The 24,167-nt window shown below is 63.3% G+C and carries 21 protein-coding genes and 5 pseudogenes; 11 read left to right on the top strand and 15 right to left on the bottom strand.

The genetic code is table 11. The features are described from left to right. Positions 1 to 39: 39 nt before the first annotated feature. From ASE95_RS14905 to ASE95_RS14890, 5 genes are all read right to left on the bottom strand, one after another. Positions 40 to 2,862: a M16 family metallopeptidase gene (locus tag ASE95_RS14905; protein WP_056637969.1), complete on the bottom strand. Its 2,823-nt coding sequence runs from the start codon at positions 2,860 to 2,862 to the stop codon at positions 40 to 42. Further along, a complete protein-coding gene (locus tag ASE95_RS14900; protein ID WP_156348074.1) occupies positions 2,859 to 3,278 on the bottom strand; it encodes an STN domain-containing protein in 420 nt (139 codons plus the stop codon). Before ASE95_RS14900 ends, ASE95_RS14905 begins: the two co-directional genes overlap by 4 nt. A gap of 123 nt (positions 3,279 to 3,401) precedes the next feature. Next, positions 3,402 to 4,325, bottom strand: coding sequence for a surface lipoprotein assembly modifier (locus ASE95_RS14895; protein ID WP_235528379.1), 924 nt, complete (start codon positions 4,323 to 4,325; stop codon positions 3,402 to 3,404). Next, positions 4,298 to 4,696, bottom strand: a complete 399-nt coding sequence (locus ASE95_RS18355) for a hypothetical protein (protein WP_235528384.1) — start codon at positions 4,694 to 4,696, stop codon at positions 4,298 to 4,300. The genes ASE95_RS14895 and ASE95_RS18355 overlap by 28 nt, the downstream gene beginning before the upstream one ends. A gap of 58 nt (positions 4,697 to 4,754) precedes the next feature. Beyond that, entirely contained in the window at positions 4,755 to 5,606 is an 852-nt protein-coding gene (locus tag ASE95_RS14890) for a TonB-dependent receptor domain-containing protein (protein WP_082450170.1), read from the bottom strand. Between ASE95_RS14890 and ASE95_RS18590 the strand changes: the two genes are divergently transcribed. After that, positions 5,519 to 5,842, top strand: coding sequence for a transposase (locus ASE95_RS18590; RefSeq protein ID WP_443025468.1), 324 nt, complete (start codon positions 5,519 to 5,521; stop codon positions 5,840 to 5,842). The genes ASE95_RS14890 and ASE95_RS18590 overlap by 88 nt on opposite strands. A 223-nt stretch (positions 5,843 to 6,065) precedes the next feature. After that, positions 6,066 to 6,548 carry a hypothetical protein gene (locus tag ASE95_RS17780; protein ID WP_156348073.1) on the top strand — a complete coding sequence of 161 codons (483 nt, stop codon included), beginning with the start codon at positions 6,066 to 6,068 and terminating at the stop codon, positions 6,546 to 6,548. A gap of 875 nt (positions 6,549 to 7,423) precedes the next feature. On the opposite strand, the pseudogene ASE95_RS18350 reads toward ASE95_RS17780, so the two are convergent. After that, positions 7,424 to 7,835: pseudogene (locus ASE95_RS18350) on the bottom strand (helix-turn-helix domain-containing protein); the annotation flags it as partial. A 247-nt stretch (positions 7,836 to 8,082) separates the two neighbouring features. Further along, the gene (locus ASE95_RS14880; RefSeq protein WP_056637958.1) at positions 8,083 to 8,490 is read right to left on the bottom strand and encodes a hypothetical protein; all 408 of its coding nucleotides are present in this window, start codon (positions 8,488 to 8,490) and stop codon (positions 8,083 to 8,085) included. 70 nt (positions 8,491 to 8,560) lie between these two features. On the opposite strand from ASE95_RS14880, the gene ASE95_RS18070 reads away from it, so the two are divergent. Both ASE95_RS18070 and ASE95_RS14875 read left to right on the top strand, forming a co-directional pair. Further along, entirely contained in the window at positions 8,561 to 9,097 is a 537-nt protein-coding gene (locus ASE95_RS18070) for a B12-binding domain-containing radical SAM protein (RefSeq protein WP_200918853.1), read from the top strand. A gap of 3 nt (positions 9,098 to 9,100) precedes the next feature. After that, on the top strand, positions 9,101 to 10,156 hold the full coding sequence (locus tag ASE95_RS14875; RefSeq protein ID WP_200918851.1) for a radical SAM protein: 1,056 nt from the start codon (positions 9,101 to 9,103) through the stop codon (positions 10,154 to 10,156). A 175-nt stretch (positions 10,157 to 10,331) separates the two neighbouring features. On the opposite strand, the gene ASE95_RS14870 is transcribed toward ASE95_RS14875, so the two are convergent. After that, positions 10,332 to 12,125, bottom strand: coding sequence for an ABC transporter ATP-binding protein (locus tag ASE95_RS14870; protein WP_056638693.1), 1,794 nt, complete (start codon positions 12,123 to 12,125; stop codon positions 10,332 to 10,334). Positions 12,126 to 12,363: 238 nt separating this feature from the next. Here ASE95_RS14870 and ASE95_RS14865 point away from each other — a divergent pair, with 238 nt between their 5' ends. Together ASE95_RS14865 and ASE95_RS14860 are read left to right on the top strand one after the other, a co-directional pair. After that, positions 12,364 to 13,074: a GNAT family N-acetyltransferase gene (locus tag ASE95_RS14865; protein WP_056637955.1), complete on the top strand. Its 711-nt coding sequence runs from the start codon at positions 12,364 to 12,366 to the stop codon at positions 13,072 to 13,074. A 348-nt stretch (positions 13,075 to 13,422) separates the two neighbouring features. Further along, on the top strand, positions 13,423 to 14,604 hold the full coding sequence (locus tag ASE95_RS14860) for a transposase (protein WP_235528341.1): 1,182 nt from the start codon (positions 13,423 to 13,425) through the stop codon (positions 14,602 to 14,604). A 32-nt stretch (positions 14,605 to 14,636) separates the two neighbouring features. On the opposite strand, the gene ASE95_RS17950 is transcribed toward ASE95_RS14860, so the two are convergent. After that, on the bottom strand, positions 14,637 to 14,900 hold the full coding sequence (locus tag ASE95_RS17950; protein WP_056637952.1) for a hypothetical protein: 264 nt from the start codon (positions 14,898 to 14,900) through the stop codon (positions 14,637 to 14,639). Between ASE95_RS17950 and ASE95_RS18585 the strand changes: the two genes are divergently transcribed. After that, entirely contained in the window at positions 14,797 to 15,372 is a 576-nt protein-coding gene (locus ASE95_RS18585; RefSeq protein ID WP_156348071.1) for a metallophosphoesterase, read from the top strand. The two genes, ASE95_RS17950 and ASE95_RS18585, sit on opposite strands and share 104 nt — an antisense overlap. Before the next feature lie 561 nt (positions 15,373 to 15,933). Here the strand turns inward: ASE95_RS18585 and ASE95_RS14850 are convergent. Then, the gene (locus tag ASE95_RS14850; protein ID WP_056637948.1) at positions 15,934 to 16,287 is read right to left on the bottom strand and encodes a calcium-binding protein; all 354 of its coding nucleotides are present in this window, start codon (positions 16,285 to 16,287) and stop codon (positions 15,934 to 15,936) included. Positions 16,288 to 16,311: 24 nt separating this feature from the next. Further along, complete coding sequence (locus ASE95_RS14845) at positions 16,312 to 16,605, bottom strand: calcium-binding protein (protein WP_082450168.1); 294 nt, start codon at positions 16,603 to 16,605, stop codon at positions 16,312 to 16,314. Between ASE95_RS14845 and ASE95_RS17360 the strand changes: the two are divergent. After that, a pseudogene (locus ASE95_RS17360) lies at positions 16,597 to 16,773 on the top strand (Tn3 family transposase); the annotation flags it as partial. The gene ASE95_RS14845 and the pseudogene ASE95_RS17360 sit on opposite strands and share 9 nt — an antisense overlap. Positions 16,774 to 16,965: 192 nt before the next feature. Here the strand turns inward: ASE95_RS17360 and ASE95_RS17765 are convergent. From ASE95_RS17765 to ASE95_RS14835, 3 genes and pseudogenes are all read right to left on the bottom strand, one after another. Then, entirely contained in the window at positions 16,966 to 17,724 is a 759-nt protein-coding gene (locus tag ASE95_RS17765) for a hypothetical protein (RefSeq protein WP_156348070.1), read from the bottom strand. Beyond that, positions 17,721 to 21,977 carry a hemagglutinin repeat-containing protein gene (locus ASE95_RS14840; RefSeq protein ID WP_056637943.1) on the bottom strand — a complete coding sequence of 1,419 codons (4,257 nt, stop codon included), beginning with the start codon at positions 21,975 to 21,977 and terminating at the stop codon, positions 17,721 to 17,723. The genes ASE95_RS17765 and ASE95_RS14840 overlap by 4 nt, the downstream gene beginning before the upstream one ends. Positions 21,978 to 22,085: 108 nt before the next feature. Then, positions 22,086 to 22,355 (bottom strand): annotated as a pseudogene (locus tag ASE95_RS14835) (transposase); the annotation flags it as partial. Between the two features lie 15 nt (positions 22,356 to 22,370). Between ASE95_RS14835 and ASE95_RS18460 the strand changes: the two are divergent. The 3 genes and pseudogenes from ASE95_RS18460 to ASE95_RS18450 form a co-directional block, all read left to right on the top strand. Next, positions 22,371 to 22,691, top strand: coding sequence for a transposase (locus tag ASE95_RS18460; protein WP_327196726.1), 321 nt, complete (start codon positions 22,371 to 22,373; stop codon positions 22,689 to 22,691). Positions 22,692 to 22,863: 172 nt separating this feature from the next. Beyond that, positions 22,864 to 22,971 (top strand): annotated as a pseudogene (locus ASE95_RS18455) (hypothetical protein); the annotation flags it as partial. 83 nt (positions 22,972 to 23,054) lie between these two features. After that, positions 23,055 to 23,591 (top strand): annotated as a pseudogene (locus ASE95_RS18450) (IS3 family transposase); the annotation flags it as partial. Here ASE95_RS18450 and ASE95_RS14820 read toward each other — a convergent pair. After that, positions 23,583 to 24,164: a hypothetical protein gene (locus ASE95_RS14820; RefSeq protein WP_235528340.1), complete on the bottom strand. Its 582-nt coding sequence runs from the start codon at positions 24,162 to 24,164 to the stop codon at positions 23,583 to 23,585. The pseudogene ASE95_RS18450 and the gene ASE95_RS14820 overlap by 9 nt on opposite strands. Between the last annotated feature and the right edge of the window lie 3 nt (positions 24,165 to 24,167).

Genomic DNA, 24,167 nt, shown 5'->3' with positions numbered 1-24,167 from the left:
TTTCCGCGACGCCGCCCCCGAACGACGACGGGTGTGACGTTACTGCGCCTTGGGCGCCGCCCCCACGACGGTGATTGGCAGGCCCAGCGGCGCCAGCTGCGGCTTCAGCTTGGCCGCGTCGCCGCCGACCACCCAAACGAACGTCGCCGGATCGACCGCCGTCCGGAACGCCACGCGTGCCTGTTCCAGCGTCATCGTCCGATATCGTGCCGCCAGTCCGGCGTCGGTATCGTCAGGCAGGCCCAGCTGGCGATTGTTCCGGATCGCATCCATGAAGGAGCGCGCACCGGAAAACGTGACGAACATCGACCGTATGCGAGTGCGGATTGTCCCGTCGAACTCAGCCTTTGTGAGCGGCGATCCACCGACGAACGCGGCGAGATGATCGCGGACCAGCACGATCGATGCGCCGGCCTTGTCCTGCTGCACCGGTGCCATCATCAGATAATCGCCCCCCAGTGCGCGCGTCGTAAACTGGCTGACGACGTTGTAACTCCAGCCCTTGGTTTCGCGCAGGTCGTTGGACACGCGCCCCATTCCGTCGCCGGCGAGCGCGCCATTGGCGACCTTCGCCGCCAGCAGCACGTCCGGCGACAGCTTGGCCACCGCCTGCCCCCCGACGATGACCGCCTGATCCGACCCCGGGCGATCGACCAGCACGATGCCGGGCCCGGCGGCCTTGGTCGGCAGTGCATGATCCTTCGAGCCGGCGGCACCTGTCCCACGCCAGTCGCCAAGACTGCGTTCCAGCGCCGCCCGTACCTGATTCAACGGCGCGTCGCTGACAATGAAGATCGTCGCCTTTTCCGGTCGCAGCCAGGCGTTGCTGAAGGCCCTAAGGTCCGTTGCGGACACCGCCGCTATCGCACGCGCGCTGCGCGGGCCGGTACGGCGGGTATAGGGCGAACCGGCATCGATCCGTTCGCGCAACAGCTTGTCGAGAAGGCTGCCACCGTCGACCATATCCGCCGCCGCCTCAGCCATCGCGCTCGCGCGCGCCGCATCGACCTCGGCCGGTGCGAAGGCCGGGTGGCGCAACATATCTGCCAGCAGGTCGGCCGCAGGCTGCAGGTTGGCAGTCGGCACCGTCAGGCCCGCCGTGGTGCGATCCGCATCCGATTCCAACGTCGTCTCGGCTCCCATCCGCTCGCGCAACTCGTCGATGGCCGCGGCATCATGCGACGTCGTCCCCTTGTCGAGCAGGGCGAGCACCATCGCCTGCGTGCCCCGCGCGGTGACGGGATCGGCCACCGATCCGGCGTCGAAATCGACCTGAATCTCGGTCAATGGTGACCCACCATTGCGCAGGTAAACCAGTTCGATGCCGTTGCTCAGTCGGGTCCGTTCGGCGGTGGGGAACACCAGCTCCGTGAACGAGCCTTCCGGCGGCAATGGGCCGCGATCACCCTTGATCGCCGACACCGCCGCTGCCGCCACCGGGGCTTTGCCACGTGGCGCTGCAATCTCGGCGGAAGGCGCTTCGCCCGGCATAACGGTCAAGGCGTAAGTCGGCCGACCCAGCCAACGCGTTGCGGCGGCCGACACGCTGTCCGGCGTCTGCGCCACCAGCGCGCCCAGCTGCTCGCGATACCATTCGGCTCCCCGGCCGAGGCGCAGGCCGTTCACGACCTGCCCTACCCCGCCGCTCGCCGCCGCCTCCCTGATCGCCAATGTCAGCTCGCCGGTCAAATAGCGTTCGATGGTAGCGGTGGCGGGCCGCGCCCGCGCTGCCTCGGCGATGGCGGCATCCAGCGCGTGGCCGGCTGCCTTCGCATCGACGCCGGGTGCGACCGATCCGTGGATGTTGAAGATGCCGCCGGCGTCGAACTGCTCCAGCGCGACGAACAGGCTGCTGAACATCTTGTCGCGTTTGACCAGGCGATCGCTCAACGCCGTCCCCCCGCGAGCCGTCATGACCCCGGCTGCCACCCGCAAGGCGACCGCGTCGGGCGCGGTGATCCCCGGCACCGCCCAGGCACGATACAGATAAGGTTCGGAAATACGGTCGGTCACCGTCTCGTCCAGTCGCTGCGGCAAGGTCGGCACCGGTGCCGTAGGCCGCTCGCTGTTTGGCCCGGCAGGGATCGCGCCGAAATATTTGGTGACCAGTCGTCGCGCCGTCGCCCCGTCGATATCGCCGGTCAGCGTCAGCACCGCATTGTTCGGTCCATAATGCGTGCGGAACCAGGCGCGCACATCGTCGAGATCGGCCTTGTTGAGGTCGGCCATCGAGCCGTTCAGATCGTGACCATAAGGATGACCGGCCGAGAACAGGCGGGCCTGGATGCGCGACCGCATGGTCGATAACGGCGCGGCCTCTGCCAGGCGCTTTTCGTTCTGGACGACGCCGCGCTGTTCGTCGAGTTCCGACTGGTTGATCGCACCCAGCAGGTAGCCCATCCGGTCGCTTTCCAGGAACAGCGTCTGTTCCAGGCCGGGTGTCGGCACGACATTGTAATAAGCGGTGCGATCGAACTGCGTCACGCCATTGATCGTCGCGCCGAGTTTTTGCATCGGGACGGAATGGTCTTCCGGCGAATTTTCACTGCCGTTGAACATCAAATGTTCAAAAAGGTGCGCGAACCCCGTTTTGCCCGCCGGTTCCGACGCCGATCCGACAGCATAGTCGACCATAACGCTGACCGTCTTGACGCTGCGATCCGGATGGACGACCACGCGCAGTCCGTTCGGCAACGTGAACATTTCATATCTTACGACGATGGACTTCGCGAGCGTCGCAAGCGGCACCGGCTCGGCTGGCACCGCGGCGCGATCGACTTGCGCCGTGGCGGTTTGTGCCCACCCGGTACCTGCCGGTGATATCAGCACGATCATGAACGCGCCGCACTTAGTGATGTTCATTGCCGGTGATCCTTGTCGACAGAAACGACCGAATACGTGGTGGGCCCGGTGCGCAGCCACCGCAGGCCGCTTCCGCGCAGAAGTTTCGTCAGCCCGGCTTCCACGGAATAGCCGCCGTGCAGCCGATTCGTCCGTCGACCCTGCACGGCGTCCCGGGCAGCGAGGAGCTGCACGGTCATCGCCTGGCGCGAAAAAGCGGCGATACCGCCCGCCGCGCCCTGCTGCGGAATATCGAACTGCCAGATTTGCGCCGCAGCATCACGGGATGACAGCGGAGCCGCCCCCATCAGCCACGTCGCGGCGATGATCGGCCAGATGGCAGAATGAAGCATCGTCCCATTTCCCAGGAGCCACGAGGCGTTTGCGGCCTTCTCACAGACAGGGACGTATGGTGCCGCGATTTCCTTTTTCCTCACGCATGCCAGACGGGAGAGGATCGCTCCAAAGAGCGCCGCTCGCTCAACGCGAGCCGTTGCGGCAGGCCAATCTCGGTTGGACCAGATCCGCGACCACGTGCAGCAAAGGGGCGCCGGCGGCAGCTATCCGCATCGCCGAACTCCATGGCTGTGCGGCAAGATGCCCTCGAGATCGGTCGCAGCTTTTGCGGTACGTACTACCTGCGTGATACCTGACCCGCACCTGGTGCCGGAACCCGGACGCAACGAAGCTCGCAAAGTCGTTCCGGTTGCGGTGCGGCGAAAGGAATGAAGCCAGTCGACATTGCTTTTCACCCGGTTGTGCTGGAGGAGGATATTCGGCGTCAGCCCGGCGAAGCGAAGCCGGGGCACGCGCACGACGGCGGTCAGGTTCGTTTCGCAATCCCGGCGCACGGCATCCAGCAACTCGCTGTACGCCCGGTGATCGCGCTGGCGGGCCGACGCGATCAGCGTCAGGTCCGCCCAATCCGAGAAGCCATGTGCCACACCCAGTCGCGCCCCGAAGTGCCGATAAGCGTCGGCACCATCGTCGGCGCGCTTGTCGCCGGCATCCACCCCGCCGAACAGTGTCCAGCCACGCGGGAGCGACAGCCAGCCGGTGACGCTCGCTTCGGTCAGCGCGCCGTCGAGATCATCGAAGCCGGTGCCGCGATAATCGAATTGCCGCCGTGCCAGGTCCAGCCGTAGCGCCGTAGTCCGCGAAGGCGTGAACACCGCCTCGCCGCGCAGTCCCGGCGCGGTGTAGAGCAGGTTGCGGCCTAAGCTGGCGACATCGGTCGTCGGCGACAGCGTCAGGCTGCGCCGTGCGGTCTGGTGATCGTAGCCGATCTGCGCGGTGAGCGTCGCCTGGTTGAACAAGCCGCGCCCCGGCCAGGTGTCGCCATAGACGAGGGCGCGGGCGAGCACGCCACCATGCCCTTGCAAGGGCAAACGGCGGCTGGCGCTGCCCTCGACGTTGATCCCGACCGCCGCGATCGCGGGCGGCAGGGTCCGGTCGATCAGGCAGATGCCGTCCTCGGCCGCCAGCAGGCAGGTCCGGCTGGCGGAGGTCTGGTTGAGGTTGCTGCTGTAGCCGGGGCCGATTGCGATCGCCCCCCCTGCCCGCCGCGCCGGCGATCGAGGGCGGCGATGAACGTGTCCACCGTGGCGCGCACGCCCGCCGCTGTCTCCACGGCTGCCGCCAGATCGGTGCGGATGGCGCGGAACAGGGCCGACGCCTCCCGATCCTTGCGGTCCTCGAACAATACGCGGCCGAGTTCGAGCCGGCCGGGCAGGAAATCGGGCTGGATCGCCAGCACCGCGCGATACCGCCGCTCCGCTTCGACGAGACGCCCCTCGCTGCGCGCCAGACCGCCGCGCCCAGGCGACCATGCTACTTCTCCTGCTAGTGTATGCACCCGACGTTTCGGGTGCGGTCACCCGGTCCTGCCGCCGCTGTCCCTTGCAGCGGGATCGTCAGCGGCGGCGGGGCCGAAACTCGGGCGATCGTCGGAAGCGTCCCGTCAGGATCACCCGCACCGTGCGGCCGGGAACCGGCATCAGCGAGCGGGTGAGCGGGTCGGCGAAGTAACGATTGTTCAGATTGGTCCCGACCAGTTCGGCCGACAAGCGGTCGCCTACCCGAAAGCGGGCATAGGCATCGGCGGTGACGATCGTCGCCCAAGTATAGGGGACGTTGAACGCGTAGCTTTGGATTTGCTGCTGCCAAGGCAGATCGACCTGATGCTCGAAAAACGGGTTATCGTAGGCACCGTGATAGATCAGCCGTCCGCCGACATCGAGCCGACGATCGAGGAAGCGGCCGCCGACCGTCCAGTTGGCCGATGTCTTCGGCGTCGCCTGCGTCGGCAGATATCCCGACGGAAAACCGTATTTGACGCAGTTCGGAACGCATCCCTCCTGCGAATCGGCCATAACGGCGGCGCTTTCGTCACACACCTTGTTGGTGGTCATGAACGTGGCACCGACCTGTATATAGAACCCGCCGGTATCGACCCGTGCCTCCGCCTCGATGCCGGCGATGGTCTGTTCCGCTACTTTGGAGAACCGAAGGTCGTTCGACCGCCTGATGACGTCGGTGATCCGGCTGCGGTAGAAGGTCAGCTTCACGTCGGCGCGTTGGTTTTCGCGACGCAGGCCAAACGGGCCGCGCACATCGCGCACCAATCCGACCTCCGACAGCCGGGCATGTTCCGGCTTCAGTTCGCGCAGCCAGCGACATAGCCTCCGCGCCTGATCTGCTCGAAAGCCAGCGAGCCAAAGCCGTTCTTGCCGACAAGGCGTATGACAGAAACGATCTACGCGCACCGATCGCGGCCATGGATGCCAGGGCGGTCATCCCATCCAGGCGCAATCGCAAGATTGTCATCCCGCACGATGCGGCCATCTACAAGCATCGCAACCAGATCGAACGGTGCCTCAGTCGCCTCAAGCATTTCCGTTGCTTTCGCCACTCGCTACGACTGCCGCACCGTCCACTTCACCGGCTTCGTCCATCTCGCCGCTGCCATGATCTGGCTTCGCTGAATGTCGGTTCCGCCTAGCAGGTCGATACCGAAGCCGAAGCAGGACCGCGACACCTGACACTCCTGCATCGGTTATATGTCTCACAGAAGCGCCTAAATTCTGCCGTTCCCGGCTTAATGCAGAACGTCTGAAAATGCATAGCCCACTAAATACAATGAATTAGATCTGCTAAATTTGATTTGCATTCTTACGTTTCTTTGATACTTTAAAAATATCTTAATAGTTCCTCGGGAGGATTAAGTGTCTTCATATAGATTCTGTGCCATTTCTCTTATTTCAATGGTTTTGGTATCGTCAGCGGGCTTTGCGGCACAAACTGGCGCTGAAAGCATATTCAGTGAAGTCTGGAACACTTATCCACTTCAAAAGGACGATGGCCCAGATATTCCCGCCCTACATAAGCGAGCGATGTCCGATACTTATCAAAAGAATTCGGAAAATAGAATACTAGTAAAAGTAACAGAGTCTTTTAAAAAGTTTGGATTTATTCAAAGTAGGTCCTCCTACTTTAAAAATAAGTGCTCGGACTCTGTGTGTGAAGTGGTACTAATATTTAATCGTGAACTTAAAAGCTCAGAAGTCCAGAATAAAATGGATGTGTTTAATAGTGCCGCTCAAGAAGCAGCTGAAAATGTAAAAGGAGAAAGTATAGTTTTAGTAACTGGGGGAGAAAATGATTTATCTCCCTTGGCTTTGCTCGCTTACATTGGAAATGTACAATGATTGGCAAAGTGAGTTTGGCGGTTTTTGCTTTTGTTTTAAGCATTGCCGGATTTACTGCTAGCGCGGAATCTTGCAAGAAGTGTGTTCGTACCACACCTCCGCCTGGTTATGACAGCTCCGGAATTCCTAGTCAAAGATGCCAGAACGTATATTCCGAAGTAAGCTTCAATGCTTTTAAAAAATGTCTTGACCGCGCCTATCCGGGCAGGAGGCTATGCGCTCTATCGGGTGGCCGATGCAATCAACCTGCAATGTTATTTACATTAAATAAAAGGTTATTTAAGCTTTATAGAAGCTCCTGCTAATTTTAGCTTTATCATATTAGCTATTTCGCCAATTATCAGCGTCCCTCTCAGCTTGATATTCGATCGCTTATATCGAATTTCTAGCTGATCATGGAACTACGGAGCTGGACGACACCAATCGTCATGCCGACCAGCCATTTCCTGCAGAAATCCAGTTTTGAAATTTATGCAGAACAAGGCAAAGATGATTGTTAGCGTCGTAGATTCATGATAATAACATACGTCGAAGCAGGCAAGTCACGGCAATCGAGTTGTTGACCGCGGTAACTATCTAGACAATCAAAGCGCTTTTATCGCGCTCGTTAACCACAATACCCTTGCCGACCCCGTGAGCCGCTGAGTATCAATATACCAGAACATAGAAAAAACACCTACCAGCCGCAAATTCTGATTTTGCTTTGAAATAGTCATAAAGTTCTATTCCGACGAGGATCAGCGACGCTACTCTGGTGTCAACGCCGCCCGCCGGCAATGTGGCCGAACGTACTTTTCCGATAGGAGCGTCGACGCCCGCATGGGCTGGATAGCTGACCATAGAGCGCAAATCCTCCGAAATACCCCAAGCCGACCCTGGTATTTCTTCCACTGCGCCCGACGCCGGGCGATCGCGGGACGGAGTTGTTCGGCGGGCAGCACGCTTTTTTTTGAAGCTCAGCCCCTCGACATGGGCGAACCGCCAGACCTGAACATAGTCGACCTTCACGTCGCGGCCCGCCAACTCCGCTACCAGTCCACGCAAGGTGAAGTCGCGGGTCATCCGCTCCAGCAGCCAGTCACGTGTCGCGCCGGACAGGATGTTGGATCGGCGACCACCCATCCGGCTCGGCGCGGCGCTGCCCGTATCGCGAAAGCGCCGCACCCATTTGATCGCCGAACTCGGCGCCACCCCGACGCGTGAAGCGGCCGCGTGACACGACATGCCATCGGCGGTCACTGCCCTGACCACCCGTTCCCGCAGGTCCATCGAATACGGCTTTGACATGCTGGCTGGCCTCCTTCGCCAGCCGGCACATCGAATCAGATCGCCAGCCCAATGGGAATCCTCAGCGATTCAGATCCACGTCATCACGCTCTAGCTTTACGGCCTCGAGCTTCAACTCGCGGCTGAACTTCGGTCGTTGCATTCACACCCTCCGGTCTCAAAAACACCCTATCTCGGTGTCCACGAAACCGGCAGCGGCTCATAGTAGACCCCCTCGCCGAGGGCGCTATCTAAAAAGCTCGCGCCTTTATGCCCTGCCATCGAAGAGCTGGACCATCTCTTGGATGCCCTTGATACCTATCAAAAGGCCAGCTGCAACAAGGGCAATCACGACAAGATGACGAGCGCCAAATCGCCGCGTGTCGGCAAGTCGAACCATGCCGCTCTCTTCTTTTTCGATAGCGAGCATTGCCGAGGCAAAGCGCTCCTCCTGATGATGGAGGCGATGAGCCACGAAACCAGTACCCATCAATACCAATCCCGCCAGCACTTGCGTTGCCGTCCACCACTCGGGGCGACCAATCCCAATCGCAATGGCCGCACCGGTTACCAGCGTAAGGTTCGTCCCGATTACCTGGAAATAAAGCCTGCCGAAGTGCAGGCGGGGGTCCACCAGAGCCCGGTACTGCACCAGCCTTTCTTCCAGCCTCTCCATCGTTTCTCCTCTCGATGTTCATCCTCCCTTGACCACGTTGTGCTAGTCGATGGTCACTCGGAGCGGGTTGATGGCATTGTATATTCTTTTAGTGAACGTTTCCCATTCGGCGATCGGAAGCCGTATCCCGAAGGAGCAGCTACCTCCATTCGGCCTCCTTTGCGTGGGCGGTCCCCTCATCGACGATGGTCATCGGGTCGAGTTAATCGATGCGGAGTTCGGACCCATGCCCATGGCCGATCTCACGGCGGAGATCGTGCGCCGGGCCCCGGATGCTGTGCTGTTCGGTCACTCGGGTTCGTCATCAGGACATCCGATCATCGCGCAGGTTTCCGCTGCAGTGGCAAAAGCGCTACCCTCAACAAGCATCGTATATGGCGGCGTTCATCCGACATATTTCTGGCGCGAGATCCTGGCGCAGGAGCCGCACGTCCTGGCTATTGTGCGGGGCGAAGGCGAGGAGACCGCACGTCGTCTCATGCGCGCAATTGCCGATCACGGCTCGTTAAACGACGTGCCCGGCATCGCTTATCGTAACCTTGAACAAGTCATCGACACACCGGCCGCGCCGGTCATCACCAATCTTGATGCGTACCGCGTGGGCTAGGAGTTGATTGACCATGCGCGGTACAGCTACTGGGGCGGAAAGCGCGCGGTCGTCATCCAGTTCTCACGCGACTGCCCCCACCTTTGCAACTACTGCGGGCAGCGCGGATTCTGGACACGCTGGCGCCACCGAGCCCCCGTACTGCTTGCTCGTGACATTGCCCGCCTTCACCGCGACCACGGCGTGGAAGTCTTCAATTTTGCCGATGAGAATCCGAGTGCCGGTCGAAAGCCGTGGCGCGCCTTCTTGGAAGCACTGATCGCTGAGAACATCTCCGTTACGTTGGTCGGATCGACCCGAGCCGACGATATCGTTCGCGATGCGGATATTCTTCACCTCTACAAAAAGGCTGGCTTCGAACGCTTCCTGATGGGAATGGAGAATACAGATGAAGCAACGCTGAAGCTGATCCGAAAAGGCGGTGCGATAGCCAGTGACCGGGAGGCGATCCGCTTGCTACGCCGGCACGGCATCCTGTCGATGGTCACTTGGGTAGCCGGCTTCGATGACCAGACCGACGCCGACCTGTTCCGCGGGTTGCGGCAGCTCGTATCTTATGACGCGGACCAGATTCAGGCACTTTACGTCACGCCGCATCGGTGGACTCCCTTCTTCCGTATCGCCAAGGATCGTCCGGTTGTGCAGTCCGACCCGACAAAGTGGGACTACAAGCATCAGGTCTTGGGCATGGCGCGCATGACGCCGGGACGCTTGTTTCTTTGGGTCAAGCTGATCGAGGCGGTCGCACAGCTGCGCCCCCGCGCTTTGATGCGTTGGATATGGCATCCCGATCCAAAAATCCGCCATGCCATTCGCTGGTATTGCCATGCCATTCGCTGGTATTATCGCATGGGCCGACGTGTGTGGTTGCACGAAGTGTCGAGCTTTCTCTTTCGTGATCGTGTGCGTGAGGATGGTCGGACCGTCGCGGATCACCTCGGTGCGCCGCAAGATCATGAGGAGGAAGCGTCGCGGGTCGCTCGCCAGCCACGTCGAGGACAGCTCGAATCGGCAAGCCACTCCCAGCCGGCCGTTCGCGTCGACGGACATCGCCTTTGACCAACCGCTGACACTGTCTTTGAAAAATGACAGGTGGAGATTTCGTCCGCGCCTATGGTGTTGCACAAGCCGTGAGTTTCGCGACAGCGCCCCCGACGCTCGTATTCTCTCGTGTGCTGATGTCGCAAAAGTCTGTTGCGTAATATAGCATTTCCGCGACAAGCAGCGCCAGGCGTCACACCGTGATCGCCGGCGCTGCCGTTCCCGCCTGCCGCTCGAACAGGTGACGGTAATGCCCGTCGTCGGCTTGAAGGAGAGTGTCATGCGTGCCGTCCTCGACGATCCGTCCATTCGCGAAGACGAGGATCCGATCGAGCGCCCGGACCGTCGATAGCCGGTGCGCGATGACGATCGCCGTGCGGTTCACCATAAGGCGCTCCATCGCCTGCTGGATCGCCCCTTCGGATTCGGAATCGAGGCTGGAGGTCGCCTCGTCGAGGATCAGGATCGGTGCATCGGCGAGGAAGGCGCGGGCAATGGCAACGCGCTGACGTTCGCCACCTGAGAGCTTCACCCCCCGCTCGCCGACCGGAGTGCGATATCCCTTGGGCAGCGCCATGATGAAGTCGTGCGCATTGGCGAGCCGTGCCGCCTCCTCGATCTCCGCCTGGGTCGCGTCGGGGCGGCCATAGCCGATGTTCTCGGCCAGCGTTCGGTGGAACAGCACCGGCTCCTGCGGCACGATGGCGACCTGCCGGCGCAGCGAGGCCTGTGTCGCGTGCGCCACGTCCTGCCCGTCGATCGTCACTTGGCCGGCATCCACGTCGTACAGCCGCTGGATCAGCTTCACGAAGCTGGTCTTGCCCGATCCCGATGGTCCCACCAGCCCGACACGCTGTCCGGCGGGAATGGCAACCGACAGATGCTCGTAGAGCGGTCGATCCTGTCCGGCGTAGCGGAAGGTCACGTCCTCGAAACGGATCGCACCGGCTTCGATCGCGATCGGACGCGCATCGGCACGATCGGCGACGCCGAGCGGCTCGTTGTGAAGTGCGACCAGTTCCTCCATCTCGTTCACCGACCGCTGGAGCTGGTGGACGTACTGGCCGATGTCGCGGAGGTAGCCGTTCAGCACCAGATAGCTGGTCAGGACATAGGCCATGTCCCCCGCGCTGGCGTCGCCGCGTGACCACAGCCACAGCGCCGCGCCTGTGGCGGCGATGCGGATCAGCCAGAGCAGCGCGAGTTGCCCCGACCCCGCCCAGGTGAACGCCATCCAGGTCCGCCGCGTGCGCCGGTGCCATTTGGCGACGGTCCGCGCCAGCAGAGCCTCCTCGCTCGCCTCGCCGCCGAACGCCTTCACGACGGCGTTGGTGCCGATCGCATCGGCCAGCACCCCGCCCATCTTCGTATCCCACTGGTTCGACAGCCGCGCGATCGGTGCCAGCACGCGCGTCGCCAGCCCGATCGTCAGCACGATATAGGCGAGCGCGCCGACGCCCATCACCAGCCCGAGCAGCGGCCAGTGCGCCGCCAGCAGGATGACCGTCCCGACCAGCACCGTCAGCGACGGCAGCAGCGATAGCAACAGCACGTCGTTGAGCGTATCGAGCGCCCACATGCCGCGCGTGATCCGCCGCACCGTTGAACCGGAAAAGGCGTTGGCATGCCAGTCGGTCGACAGCCGCTGGACGCGCGCGAACGCCTCCTGCGTCACGTCGCGCATCATGTTCAGCGTCAGCGGCGTGATCGCCCACCAGCCCAGATGACGCAGCACGACCATCGCGCCGCCCAGCGCTGCAATGGCGGCGAACGCGCGCCAGGCCGGTCCTGCCTCGCCGCTGCCCACGGCATCGATCATCCGGCCGGCATAGAGCGGGACGAACACCTCGGTCAGGGTGGCGAGCAGCATCGCCGTGGCACAGGCGGCTGCCAGCAGCGGCGCGCGTGCCCAGAGCCGGAAGGTGAACGCCAGCACCTTGCGCAGCACGGAGGCGCGCGGAAACGTATCTTCGTCGTCGTCGGTCATCGAAACATCACCGCGCGAATGCACGCGGTCCTCGTATCAGCGATAATGGATGTCGGTCGTGTTCTGGACCGCGGACGTCAGTGGCGGAGGAGGCCGCCGACGCAATTTGCTTCACGGGTGGGCGCGGTATGATCGGTCATCGTCGCCTTCCTTTCGTGAATCGCTGGACAGCGCAGCCCATAGCCGATTGCCCCGGCGAAAACTACCGGCAACGCGCGCACGATGCTATCGCGCGCCCATGACCGGCTCCCCGCGCGCGATCCTGGATTACTGGCACGAGGCATTCGACGGCCGCCGCGTCGATGCGGAAGGCGATTTCACGCTGACGGTGGTGCCGACGCTGAATCGCAAGCGTCCGGCGATGATCCTGGAGGGACAGGATGGCTCGACGCGCGCGGCCCTCACGCCCGAACTGGCCCAAGCGATCGGCATCGATGCGGCAGGAATGATGATGGTGGCGGGTTTGCGCGAACGATTGACCGGGGCGGGCGTCGTTCTCCACGACCCCGATTTCCTGTTCTACCTTGCAGGCGACACGGCGCCGGCAGCCGATCGGTCGAAGGCACCACGCCAGCTCACCGAAGGTGACCGCGCGGCATTCGGCACCTTTCAGGCGGAAGCTTCGGAGCAGGATCTGGAGGACGCCTATGTCGAACTCGATCACTGGGCCGTTTTCGGTTGTTTCGATGGCGACCGCCTGGTCAGCGCCGCCAGCGCGTACCCGTGGGAGAACAGCCGGATCGCGGACCTCGGGGTGCTGACGCTGCCCGATGTCAGGGGCAAGGGCTATGCGCGCGCCGTCGTGCAGGCGATCAATCGGTATTCGCGGCAACAGGGTTATGAGCCTCAGTATCGCTGCCAGCTCGACAAGCACGCTTCCGTCGCTTTGGCGAAGGCATGCGGCCTTACCCTGTTCGGTAAGTGGGTAGTGGCTTCGGACGCTTCCTGACGAACAATTGCCCGGCATGAAATGCGGCAGTTTCCTGATGCCGGCTTTCCCGTTTTGCCGTTACCACCCGACCATTTCGGGAAACGCCAATCGGGAACGAGACCGTCCGAAAACGTGGATCAGGATTCCCGAGCGCGTCGTGGCGGTGTAAACTTCGGGCATGGCGTACATCGAGGGACATGCCCGGGACCAGGCGCTTCTGCTGCCCGCGTCGGTCGAGGACTATGTGGCGGCGGACAACCCGGTGCGGTTCATCGACGCCGTCGTCGATGACCTCGATCTGGGCGCTGCCGGTTTCATCGGTCGCGACCGAAGACGACGGGGCGGCCCGGTTACGATCCGGCCGATATGCTCAAGCTGTACCCGTACGGCTATCTCAACCGGGTGCGGTCGAGCCGGCGTCTGGCGGCAGAGACGACGCGCAATCTCGAACTGATCTGGCTGCTGCGCGGGGTGCGGCCGGACTTCCGGACCATCGCGGACTTCCGGCGTGACAACCGGGCCGCGTTCAAGGCGGTGTTCCGCGCCTTCGTCCTGCTGTGCCGCAAGCTCGACCTGTTCGGGCGCGAGTTGCTGGCGGTGGACGGCACGCGGCTGAAGGCGGTGAACAGCCGGGCGCGCAACTTCAGCCGCGAGCGACTAGCGACATATCTCGCCGCCGCCGATGCGCGACTGGAACGCTATCTGGCCGAGCTGGACCAGATCGACCGCGGCGAGGACGGTGCCGGCACCGGTCGCGCCGATACGTTGGCAACGAAGATCGCCCGGCTGCGCGAGCAGCGTCAGGCGAGCGCAGCGCTGCTCGGCCAGTTGGAGGAGAGCGGCGAAGGACAGATCTCGCTGACCGATCCCGACGCGCGCCTGATGGTAGTGCATTCGAAGGTCACGGTCGGCTACAATGCCCAGGTGGCGGTCGACGCCAGGCACAGCCTGATTGTCGAACAGCAGGTCACCAATGCCTGCAACGACATGGGCCTGCTGGCTCCCACCACCGGCGCAGCGATGGAAGCGCTCGGGGTCGAGCGGATCGATGCCGTGGCGGACATGGGATATCACTCGGGTGACGATATCGTGGCCTGCGAGGCGGTCGGCATCACGCCGTACATTCCCCGCCCGCATCGGGGCACCGCCGTTGGCAACGGCCTCTTCCCCAAGGAGCGGTTCCGCTACGATCCCGACGCCGACGCCGATCACTGCTCCGGCGGGCAGGTGCTGGATACCCGCTACGCTTCGGTGACGCGCGGGCTCGATCAAGCAGTAGGTGAACCAGGGCGCGTTCCTGATGCGCGGGCTGGAGAAGGTTCGCGCCGAGTTCAGCCTGACGGCACTCGCCTACAATCTCAGACGGGCCATCACGCTCATCGGTGTGCCGGGGCTGATCCGGGCGGTGCAGGGCTGATCCGAGGCCCCATATCCGCTGCCAAAACGCCCGACATCGCTTGGCCGGACGTACATCCCGATCTCACCAGCACCCAGTGGATGAAGATACCAAATCTCGCGCACTTTATCGCGAAGCGCTCACGTCGGTAGTACCGTCACCGAGCTTTCGGACGGTTTCCTTCCTAATTGGGAAGGCCATCCTGCCTGCTGGCGCGATGGCCCAATTGCCAGACAAGGAGTCTAATGAACGGTTCCGGATCGTCCAAACGGAACGCAACACGGACGAACGGACCTCGCTTCTTCAGAAATGAGCGACGGTGCTGCGGATGATCCAACCGCAGCATGATGTTGGGCCAGGCGAGCAGTGCCGCGTTGAGAGTTGCCGGGTCGCGTACCTCCTCGCCGGTAAAGCCACCTTCGACTGCAACGATCGCGTCGAGCGGCACGAGTTGGTCGATCAGGAAGCCGGTCGCACGCGGACGCCCTGATATCGTGCTTCTCGCAGGCGATTTTGTGATCGGTGAAAGGCCCGAGGGCACTGCTGCCCGGGCGCTCGACCTTGCGCCCCTGGTTAACCTGCGAGCGCGTAATGGCGTCTTTGCCGTTTGGGGTAACCATGACCATTGGACAGATCGAGAGGCGATACGGTCGAGTCTCCGAAAAGCCGGAGTGGTGGTGCTCGAAAACGAGGCTGTTCGTGTCGGCGCTATCGCGATTGTCGGAATTGATGATCGATTCTCTCATCATGATGATGTCGCGCATCAACGCGCCAAGCAAAAAAGATTGGCGGTGTGCCTATCGCCCTTACTCACTCTCCGGACGTGGCCTCCGATCTGCCGCCGACCGTTCCCCTATTGCTCGCTGGCCATACCCATTGTGGTCAGATGTTTTGGCGAAGGTATTACAACTCAGCCCTGATCTGTGGCTTAATAAAAGGGCCCTTGCGCACTATTGTCGTAACGGGCGGGATTGGTTCTGGAGCCGTACCGCTGAGATACGGTGCGCCGCCAGATTGGTGGTTGTTGGAAGTGCGTCCGAAAGAGACACTGTCGGGCACTATTCAGTCGGTCAGTTAGGGGCGTCACATAGAAGGGGCACAGATATACGGTAGTGGCGATCATGCCGGCAGCTTGAAGTGGTGGGCATCAGCGGTGGGCTGCCCGCAGACTACCCGTTAAGAAGAGGCGATGAAGACGATGGTTCCGGCCTCCCCATGGCGGGGTAGAAACCCGTATGCGATCGACTTGGGTGACAATGACGGCGCGATCGTGATCATCGCTTCCATCTGCGCGGCATCAGAAAAGCCGGAAGCGCAAGCCTGTCATTACGAAGCGTGGAGGAAGGCATCCCGCCTTCCTCCACGCCGTGTCGACGAATACCCTACATCATCAGGTAGTCGGAGGAGATCGCCGAAGTCGCGGCGTTCAGGCCGCTGAGATCGTAGGCCACGCCGTCCGCGGTCTGCAGGAATTCGATGGTTTAGTGACCCTTGTTGAAGAAGCCGGTGATCGTGACTGAGTTGTCGATGACCCCGTCCGTTTGGTCGGCGGCCGTGGTGAACAGAAGATCGTTGCCGACCCTGCTGTACGTGATCTGCTGGGACGTGTAGGCTGCGCCGGTCAGGATCAGTACGTCCGAGGTGTCGTACGTTGTCTCGGTGCGGGCACCACCAGCCTGATCGACGCCGTCATTGATGACGTGCTTGCCGATGCCGCCGTACTGATACTGGTCGTTTCCGCGATCGCCCCAGAGCCGATCGGCGCCGGCTCCGCCGTCGAGGAAGTCGTTCCCGGCTTCACCGAAGAGTGTGTCGTTCCCGTCATCGCAGTACATCGTGTCTGCGCCGGCGGCGCCGTATCACGTGTCGGTGCCGATGCCACCGCTGATGGTGTCGTTGCCGTTCTCGCCACGAAGTATGTCATCGCCGATGCCGCCATCGACGCCGTCGTTGCCTTCTCCGCCCCAGAGCTGGTCTGCGCCAGCACCTCCTAGCAGGGCGTCGTCGCCAACGAAGCCGCAGAGGCGATCGTTGCCGTTACCGCCCTCGACGTAATCGCGCCAACGCGTGCCGCAGACGAGATCGTTGCCGTCGTAGGAAAGATCCGGTGGTATTGTTGCCCGTCCGGCTAGGTGCCGGGAGGACCGTTCCATTCCAGGGTCATCTCCGCCGGAGCCGGTGAGGCGGCGCATATACTCGACGGCCTGCTCTACCATGGCGCCGACCTCGTTATCGAGCGCCATCACACCGACGGGGGCGGCGTTTCCGATCACGTCTTCGCACTCTGTCACCTGCTCGGCTTCCGCTTCGCACCCCGTATTTGTCCGAGGCATTGGCCAGGTACAGGCCGAGCATCGCCTTCTCGCCCAGCACCGACGACAGCACCGCGCTCGCGGCTCGTCCCGCAACGGTAGCGCCGCGCCCGATCGGCAGGTTGCCCATGCGCTACGGCAACCGGCTCTATGCCCGGCGAGGCGACCTGGCCTGCGATCGTCAGGGAAACCGGAGCGGCGTTACGAACCCCGGCCCTCTGCCGCGGCATCGGCGGTGGATGGGCCGTAATACAGACCCAGCATCGGCTTGATCCGCTCGTTCATCTCGACAAAGGCTTCGTAGGTCAGCTGCGGATCATCGTTGAGGACCAGATAAACCCCATCCATCACCGGCCGCGCCAGCACCGCAACGTCCTTCAGCCTGCGGATGACTTCGTCCCGATCGAAACCCAGCGCGCGCTGGCATAGTTCTCCATCCCAGAATTGGGCAGGATTAAGTGTGTAGATGTTGTTTCGGCCGTTAACGTCAATTCCCTCTTCCGAAAGCAATGCGTTGTACGCGGGATTCGTCCTGTTTAGTCCACCAGAGTAATACACGCTGTGGTAATCATATCCCACACCGCATCGGTAGGCTTCGAATGCATCTACTATAAGCGGCAATTGGTTTTTTAAAATGTCGGAGTAATGCAATTTTTTACTAGGCAAAAAAAATCTAAAATCCAAATGCTCGTCGTAGCTTGCCTTGTCTTCCCATTTGTAATCGACTCCCCGAAACTTGTAACGTCCGAAAGAAAGCAGTCCTCGAATGGGATATTTCATCGAAAAACCTGCCGAAAGGCCGTCTCCACAATCGGGCGCGGGAGGCGGTTCGAGTCCTGCATATCCCAATGGCGACCCGATGCGACACATGCGCTCCACGAAACGCGCATGACGCTCCTCGATTGTCATCGCCCGATCGGGACGGGCGTACAACAGGAGAGTTATCTCAGTATTACTCATTGCCCTCTTATCCTAACGTAAATCACGTCTTTGAAACCGCTTTCTTCAATAAATTTTATTGCTTTCAGGGCCGATGCATTATCGGGAAATTCGTACATCACCTTATACCCGGGATTTTGATCGAGCGCTGACTCAATTCGCTCGAATGTTTTCACCACGCCATTTCTGGTGCTTTCGCTCCAGATCGGAAGCTTGGTCTTGGCATCGATGAGCAAGATATTTGTGCCGTCCGCCGCTTTCTCGATCCCATCGAACTTCACGTGGTGCACGCCGTTCTTGTTGGTATTGTCATAGCGCAACGCCGGGACAACACCTTTCCTCGACTTGACATCCGAGAAGGCGCCAGACGTCCCCGCCTGGAAGTCCTGCGCCGCCTGATTGCCTTTTGGCCCCTCCAGCACATAGATCAACCCCTTGTTCTCACCGGTCAGGCGTCGTGCTTCCCGCTCGGTCAGCGGCGTCGTCGAGGAATTACGTAAAAGCGCGTCGCGTGGCTCGACGCGGTGCACCGTCTCAGTCACTCTGACGGGAACCAGCGCTCTTTCCACCACGATCTCGGTCGCGCTTGGTACGCCCCTGGGCAGCGTCGCCGTCAGCGCATCCGTTGCAGTCGAGGGTGCGATGCCACCCTTCCCGGCGACCGCCCCGACGATGCGGCCGCCGACCGCCGATGCGCCCTTGCTGACGGCGACCTCGACGACGGCGACGGCGATCTTGCCCGCCCCGTTGCCCAGCGTCATGGCCTGACGGCGCACATCGGCACCCGCGAAGTCGACGAGATCGTCCCGCAGCGCCTTCACATGCGCGAGCGCACCCCTGTCATCCAGCAGCGCCGCGTCGAGGCTCCTCGCGTGGCCGTCGATCACCTCCCCCGACTTCCGGGCCGGATCGCTCAGGTAATCCCCCAGGAACTGTGCCTGATCCAGCAGGCCGCTGCCGAGCTCACGCCGCGCGGCGGCGTTGAAATATTCCTTGAACAGATACGCGGAGACCGCCAGATTCGGCATGCCGCGTGCGCGCATGCGGGCCGCCTCGTCGTCCGCGGCCCTCTGGGCCCCCCGCTCCTGCGCGGCGACCGCATCGCGTGCGCCCTGCACCGCCCTGTCGAAGAACCCCTTGCGTTCGCCCGCCCGATCCGAGGCATTGGCCAGGTACAGGCCGAGCATCGCCTTCTCGCCCAGCGCCGACGACAGCACCGCACTCGCGGCTCGTCCCGTAACGGTAGCGCCGCGCCCGGTCGCGATGTCGTTGTACACCACGTCGCGCGTGGCCTGGCTCTGGTCGATCAGTGCGCTCGCCAGTCCGGGATCCGTGATGGCGATCCTGACCAGCCGGTCGCGCTCCGCCGAACCCGGACCCTCCAGCTCCGTGCGCCGACCGGGATCGGTGGCGATCGCCGCATGAATCCGATCGGCAACGGATTTCCTGGCGGCGACCTCCTGCCGGGTCTGCGCGATCGCTTGCGCCTCCGTCAGTTTCGGGCCGCCGGGATCGCGCAGGCTGGTGGCGGCGGCAGCATAATAGCGCCGCATCGCCGCTGCGATCTCCTCGTCGCTCGCATCAGGATATTGTGTTGCGAACGCCTTCCAATGCTCTCGCTCCGCACTCGTGCCGCTCTTCCACGCGGCGAAGGGGCGCGCGCCGGCGCAATCCTGCTCGCCGGCGGTGCAGATGGTAACCGGACCGCCACGTCCCCTGACGATGCCGACCGAGTTGTTCTGCGTCTCGACCTGCGCGGCCAGCGCCGCGGCCGGTGCGTTCAGGCCGGCGGCCTGCGCAATGGCCGCCACCATCGTTCCTGCCAGGTTGCTGCGCGACTGCTGCTCCTGCTGCGTATAGCGACGCACGCGCTCGCCTTGCGCATCGATCAGGATGCTGTCGCCAGCCTCGCCGGGCTCCAGCGCCGCGAGCAGGTTGTTGAGCACGACCCCCGCGGCTGCACCCATCGCACCGCTGGTGCAGCCGCCCGGACCGCGGGCAGCGCCGCCGGCGCACCCGACCAGCCCCTGAAGCGCAGCGCGCGCCTCCTCGCTCCGGAGCTTGTCGGCAAGTTCCTTGACCTTGCCCGTGGCCAGCCCCTGCAGCACGGTGACCGCGGCACCGCGCACGAGGCTGGTCAGCGAGCCGCCGGCATCCGAGCCGGCCGCGCCGTTCAGCGCCGTAAGCACCAGCCGTCCGCTGCCGCCGGCGCCCCAGGTGGCATACGGACTGGATCGCGGATCGTCCTTCGGGTGATCCTTGACCCACTGATCTGCCTTGGCCGACTGCGTGCCCAGGAACGCATTGGTCTCCGTCGACAGCGTGCGGGCGGCCTGGAAGCCGTCGGCGATCTCCCGCCGCTTCGCGTCGGTAAACTGCTGCGTCAGCGCGCCCGCATTCGCGCTGCCCGTGGCGCGGCTGATCGTATCCGCGACCCGCTGGCTCGCCGCGTCCCCGGAGGAGATCGTGATCGTGCCGCCCGCGATCGCCGAGCGGGTGGTGCCCGACCGGTCGCCGCTCGCCCCCATCGCCATCGGCGGGGTCGCGGTCACCGTGCCCAGCCCCTTGATCGACATCCCCGACAGCGGCGTACCGCCGTCGCTCGACGCCGATCCGTCGCCCCTCGCGCCGATGTTGCCGATGCCGCCGCCCAGCGAGCTCTGGCGCGCGCGCCACGTCTCGTAGTTGTTCAGGTCGCTCGCGTGCAGCGTGCCGGTCACCAGGCTGTTCTTCGCCCGGTCCGCGGTGCTGGCGATCACCCCGCCGCTCAGCGACGTGGCGCCGTCCACCCGGATCGCATGGCCTCCGTCACCGGCGTAGATGCCCGCCTGTCCGGCCACGCTGGCGAACTCGCCGCTCTGCCTGCCGCTCGACAGGTTGCCCGAAACCGACACCTGCCCGGTACCGAGCGCATAGCTCGCACCCGCCGAGGCGCTCTGCGTGTTCGACCGATAGCTGCCCCTGTCCTGACGGCTGGCAATCGACAGGCTGCCGACATCCCCCGCCACATGGCCGCCCCGGACGAGCGCCCCGTCCAGCACCAGCGCACCCGGCGTCGTCAGCGTCGCGGTGCCGCCGGCGGTCAGCACCGTCTCGCGGTTGGTGACGTGCGTGTCGGTGTAATGGCTCCTCGACGACGAGCCGCCCACCGAGACCGTCGGGCTCAGCTTGCCGAGGCTACCCTTGTCGAGTCCCAGCTGCGAGCTCACGCCCAATGTGAAGCCGCTGCTCCTCGCAGTCCCGCCGTACCGATCGGTCCCGGTCGCCGCTGCCAGCGTGATCGCGCCCTTGGCTGCCAGCGTCAGGTCGTGCGCGGCGGTGATGGTGGAGCCCCGCGCCTTGATCGTGCCGGCGGCCCCCGCATCAGTCGCGACGATCTGCACGTCGCGGCCGTTCACCGCGCTGGCGACCACCGTCTCGTCGTGCGTCGCGTTGCTCGCCCTCGACCGCGAGATCCCGAACGTCGCCGCAACCGAGACGCCCGGGTTGCCGCTGCCGCTGGTCAACGTACGCGCAAGACCCTTGCCTGCATCGTATGTGTTGGCTGCGGCCATGCCCGTGCCGAGTCCGGCCACTGCCGCGACCCGATCGTTGGCGGTGCTGCTCGCGACTCCCGCCATGCCGGCGAGGTTGCCCGCGCTCTGCAGCAGCTGGCTCTGCACGCCGAGGGAGACGCCGACGCTTGAGGTCCTGGTGGTCTGCGTGCTGTCACGCACGTCGAGCGCGTTGGCGATGGTCACCGAGCCGCCCTGCAGCAGCGCCTGACCACCGGCTGCCACCTGGCTGCCGGTGATCGACAGCCGTCCATCGGCGATGATGGACAGGTTTCCGCCTGCGGTCCCCACTACCGATCCGGCGTGCGTCGGGCTGGTCGCGCTGCCGGTGGTGCTGGTCCTGGCAACGCCGGCGAACAGTCCGCCGCCCCCGAGGGAGAAGCCGCTCTTCTTCACCGACGAGCTGCTCTGCCCGCTATCTGTAATGGCGAGCGACCCGATCGTCACCGGACCGCCGGTCACGAGGGACAATCCGTTCACGCCGACCAGGTTCGCGCCGGTGATCGTTACGCCGTCGCGCGTCGTCACCAGACCGGCGTTCCCCGACAGGGTCGAGGCCACTGCCGTCTCGTCGTGATTGGTCGTGCTGCTGCGTCTGGTCGTGGAGGAGAACAGCCCGGATTTCTTCGTGCTGGTATCTACGCGCGTGTCGATCGTGTCGACCACGCCGGCCAGACTCAGGCTGCAGGTCTCGATCCAGCCAACATTCTGATACTGCAAACTACATTGTCGCGAATGTCTCGGACAAAAACCGTCATCTGCGTTACCCATAGCGACACCATCGGTAGCGCTGGACCAGAGGGGGTTTTTAGGGTCAGGACTCGTTGATCACAGCCAGAAGATGACGGTGGCAGCGAGGGCGATGGCGGAGAAGAAGTCGGTGGGGCAGCGGTCGTAACGGGTGGCGACCCGGCGCCAGTCCCTGAGGCGGCCGTACATGATCTCGATGCCGCTGCGACGCCGGTAGCGGCGCTTGTCGTACCGGACCGGCTCGTTGCGCGACCTGCGGCCTGGGATGCAGGGCTGGATGCCTTTGGCCTGGAGGGCGTCCCTGAACCAGTCGGCGTCGTAGCCGCGATCACCAAGCAGCCACTGTGAACTTGCCCCGGAAAAGTGGAGAGTTCCCTTGAGGTGAAAGGCGAACTCGATGACGAAGCAGCGACGGTTCACGAGGAATTTGAGGAGGAAGCGGTACGACTGGTGGGGACCAGCGGTCGCACACAACGGGAGATAGCGGAGGATCTGGGTGTCGGGCTATCGACGCTGGTGCGCTGGATCAGCCGCAGCCGGGATCGTCTGGCGGAGATACCCGATAAAGCGCCGCAGGCGGATATGGCTGCCGAGTTGAAGCGCCTTCGGCGGGAGAACGAAATCCTCCGGCAGGAGCGTGACATATCGAAGCGGGCGACCGCTTTTTCGCCCGGGAGGGACTGAGGAAGCGCAGCCACGCCGGGGGCATGGCAAGCACCGAAGGGTGAGATTCCAGCTCATCGATCGGGCGAAACAGGATTTCCCGGTCCACCGTCTTTGCCGCGTGCTCGGCGTCAGCCAGAGCGGCTATTTCGCCTGGAAGGACCGACCCGCCAGCCGGCGCCAGCGTGACGACATGGAGATGCTGGCGCATGTCCGCCCGGCATTCGCGCTGTCGAACGGCACCTATGGCAGTCCGCGCATGACGCGCGAATTGCAGGATGACGGCTTCGCCATCAGGCGGCGTCGCACGGCGCGGCTGATGCGCGAGAACGGCCTGCGCGGCCGGCAAAAGCGGCGGTTCAAGCGAACCACCGACAGCGCGCACGCCTGGCCGGTCGCGCCGAACATCATCGACCAGGATTTCACCGCGACGGCATCCACCAGAAGTGGGGCGTGGACATCTCGTACGTCTGGACACGCGAAGGATGGCTCTATCTGGCCGTGGTCATCGATCTCTTCTCTCGCCGCGTCGTCGGCTGGGCCGTGGGTGACCGCCTGCACCGCGACCTGGCGCTCGCGGCCCTGCGCAAGGCCCTCTTCATGCGGCGTCCGCCCGAAGGGCTCATCCATCATTCGGACCGCGGCAGCCAATATCGTTCTGTGGAGTACCAAGCCGAGCTGCGCCGCCACGGCATCCGCATCTCCATGTCGGGAAACGGAAATTGCTACGACGATGCCATGGTCGAGACGTTCTTCAAGACCACCGAATCCGAGCTGGTCTGGCGGACGGTCTTCTACACCCGCGACCAGGCCGCAACGGCCATTGCCCGCTATATCGACGGATTCTACAACCCCGTCAGGCGCCACTCCGCGCTTGATTACACCAGCCCCGCGCAGTTCGAACGAACCGTGTCACGCTGACCAAATGCCTCTCCACTTAAGCGGGGCACGTCCAGGCAGGCCTTGCCCCGGATTGGGGTGGGTCGACCAGCTGTCGAACACCGCGCGCTCGAAGTCCGTGATCGTGGCGATACCGAGCGTCTTGGGCCGGGCGATGTCGCCCCAGCACAGCCGGCCATCGGCGAAGACGTTGGGGATGGGCGAATGATGTAGCGCCGCATCGGCGGTCGGCCGCTCATCCATCGGCAGGGCATAGACGCCCAGACTCGACCAGGTGGCGACGAACAGATGCGCCGGATACGGTACGGGCACGATCGTGCGTTCGGACAGGACGCGAAAGCCGACGGGCGGGGACGACAGCGCGAAATAGCCGGGCCGTACCTGCGCAGGCGTCCACCAGGCGAGCATGTCGGCATGCGCCACCAGTATGTTGCCGAGGAGCAGTTCGGGCGAGGCGGTCCGCCCGAGCGCCTCGGTCCATTGCCGCAGATGCGCGCGCGACAGCGGCACGCCCGCGGCGATCGTCGGACATCCGTCCTCGTCATGCTCGACGGCGTGGATGCTGGCGAAGGCGGCGGCATCCTGGCGGGGCACGCC

Source organism: Sphingomonas sp. Leaf231 (assembly GCF_001421995.1).
Classification (GTDB): domain Bacteria; phylum Pseudomonadota; class Alphaproteobacteria; order Sphingomonadales; family Sphingomonadaceae; genus Sphingomonas.
The sequence above is the reverse complement of the archived record's forward strand: the minus strand, read 5'-3'. Positions and strand labels throughout refer to the sequence as shown.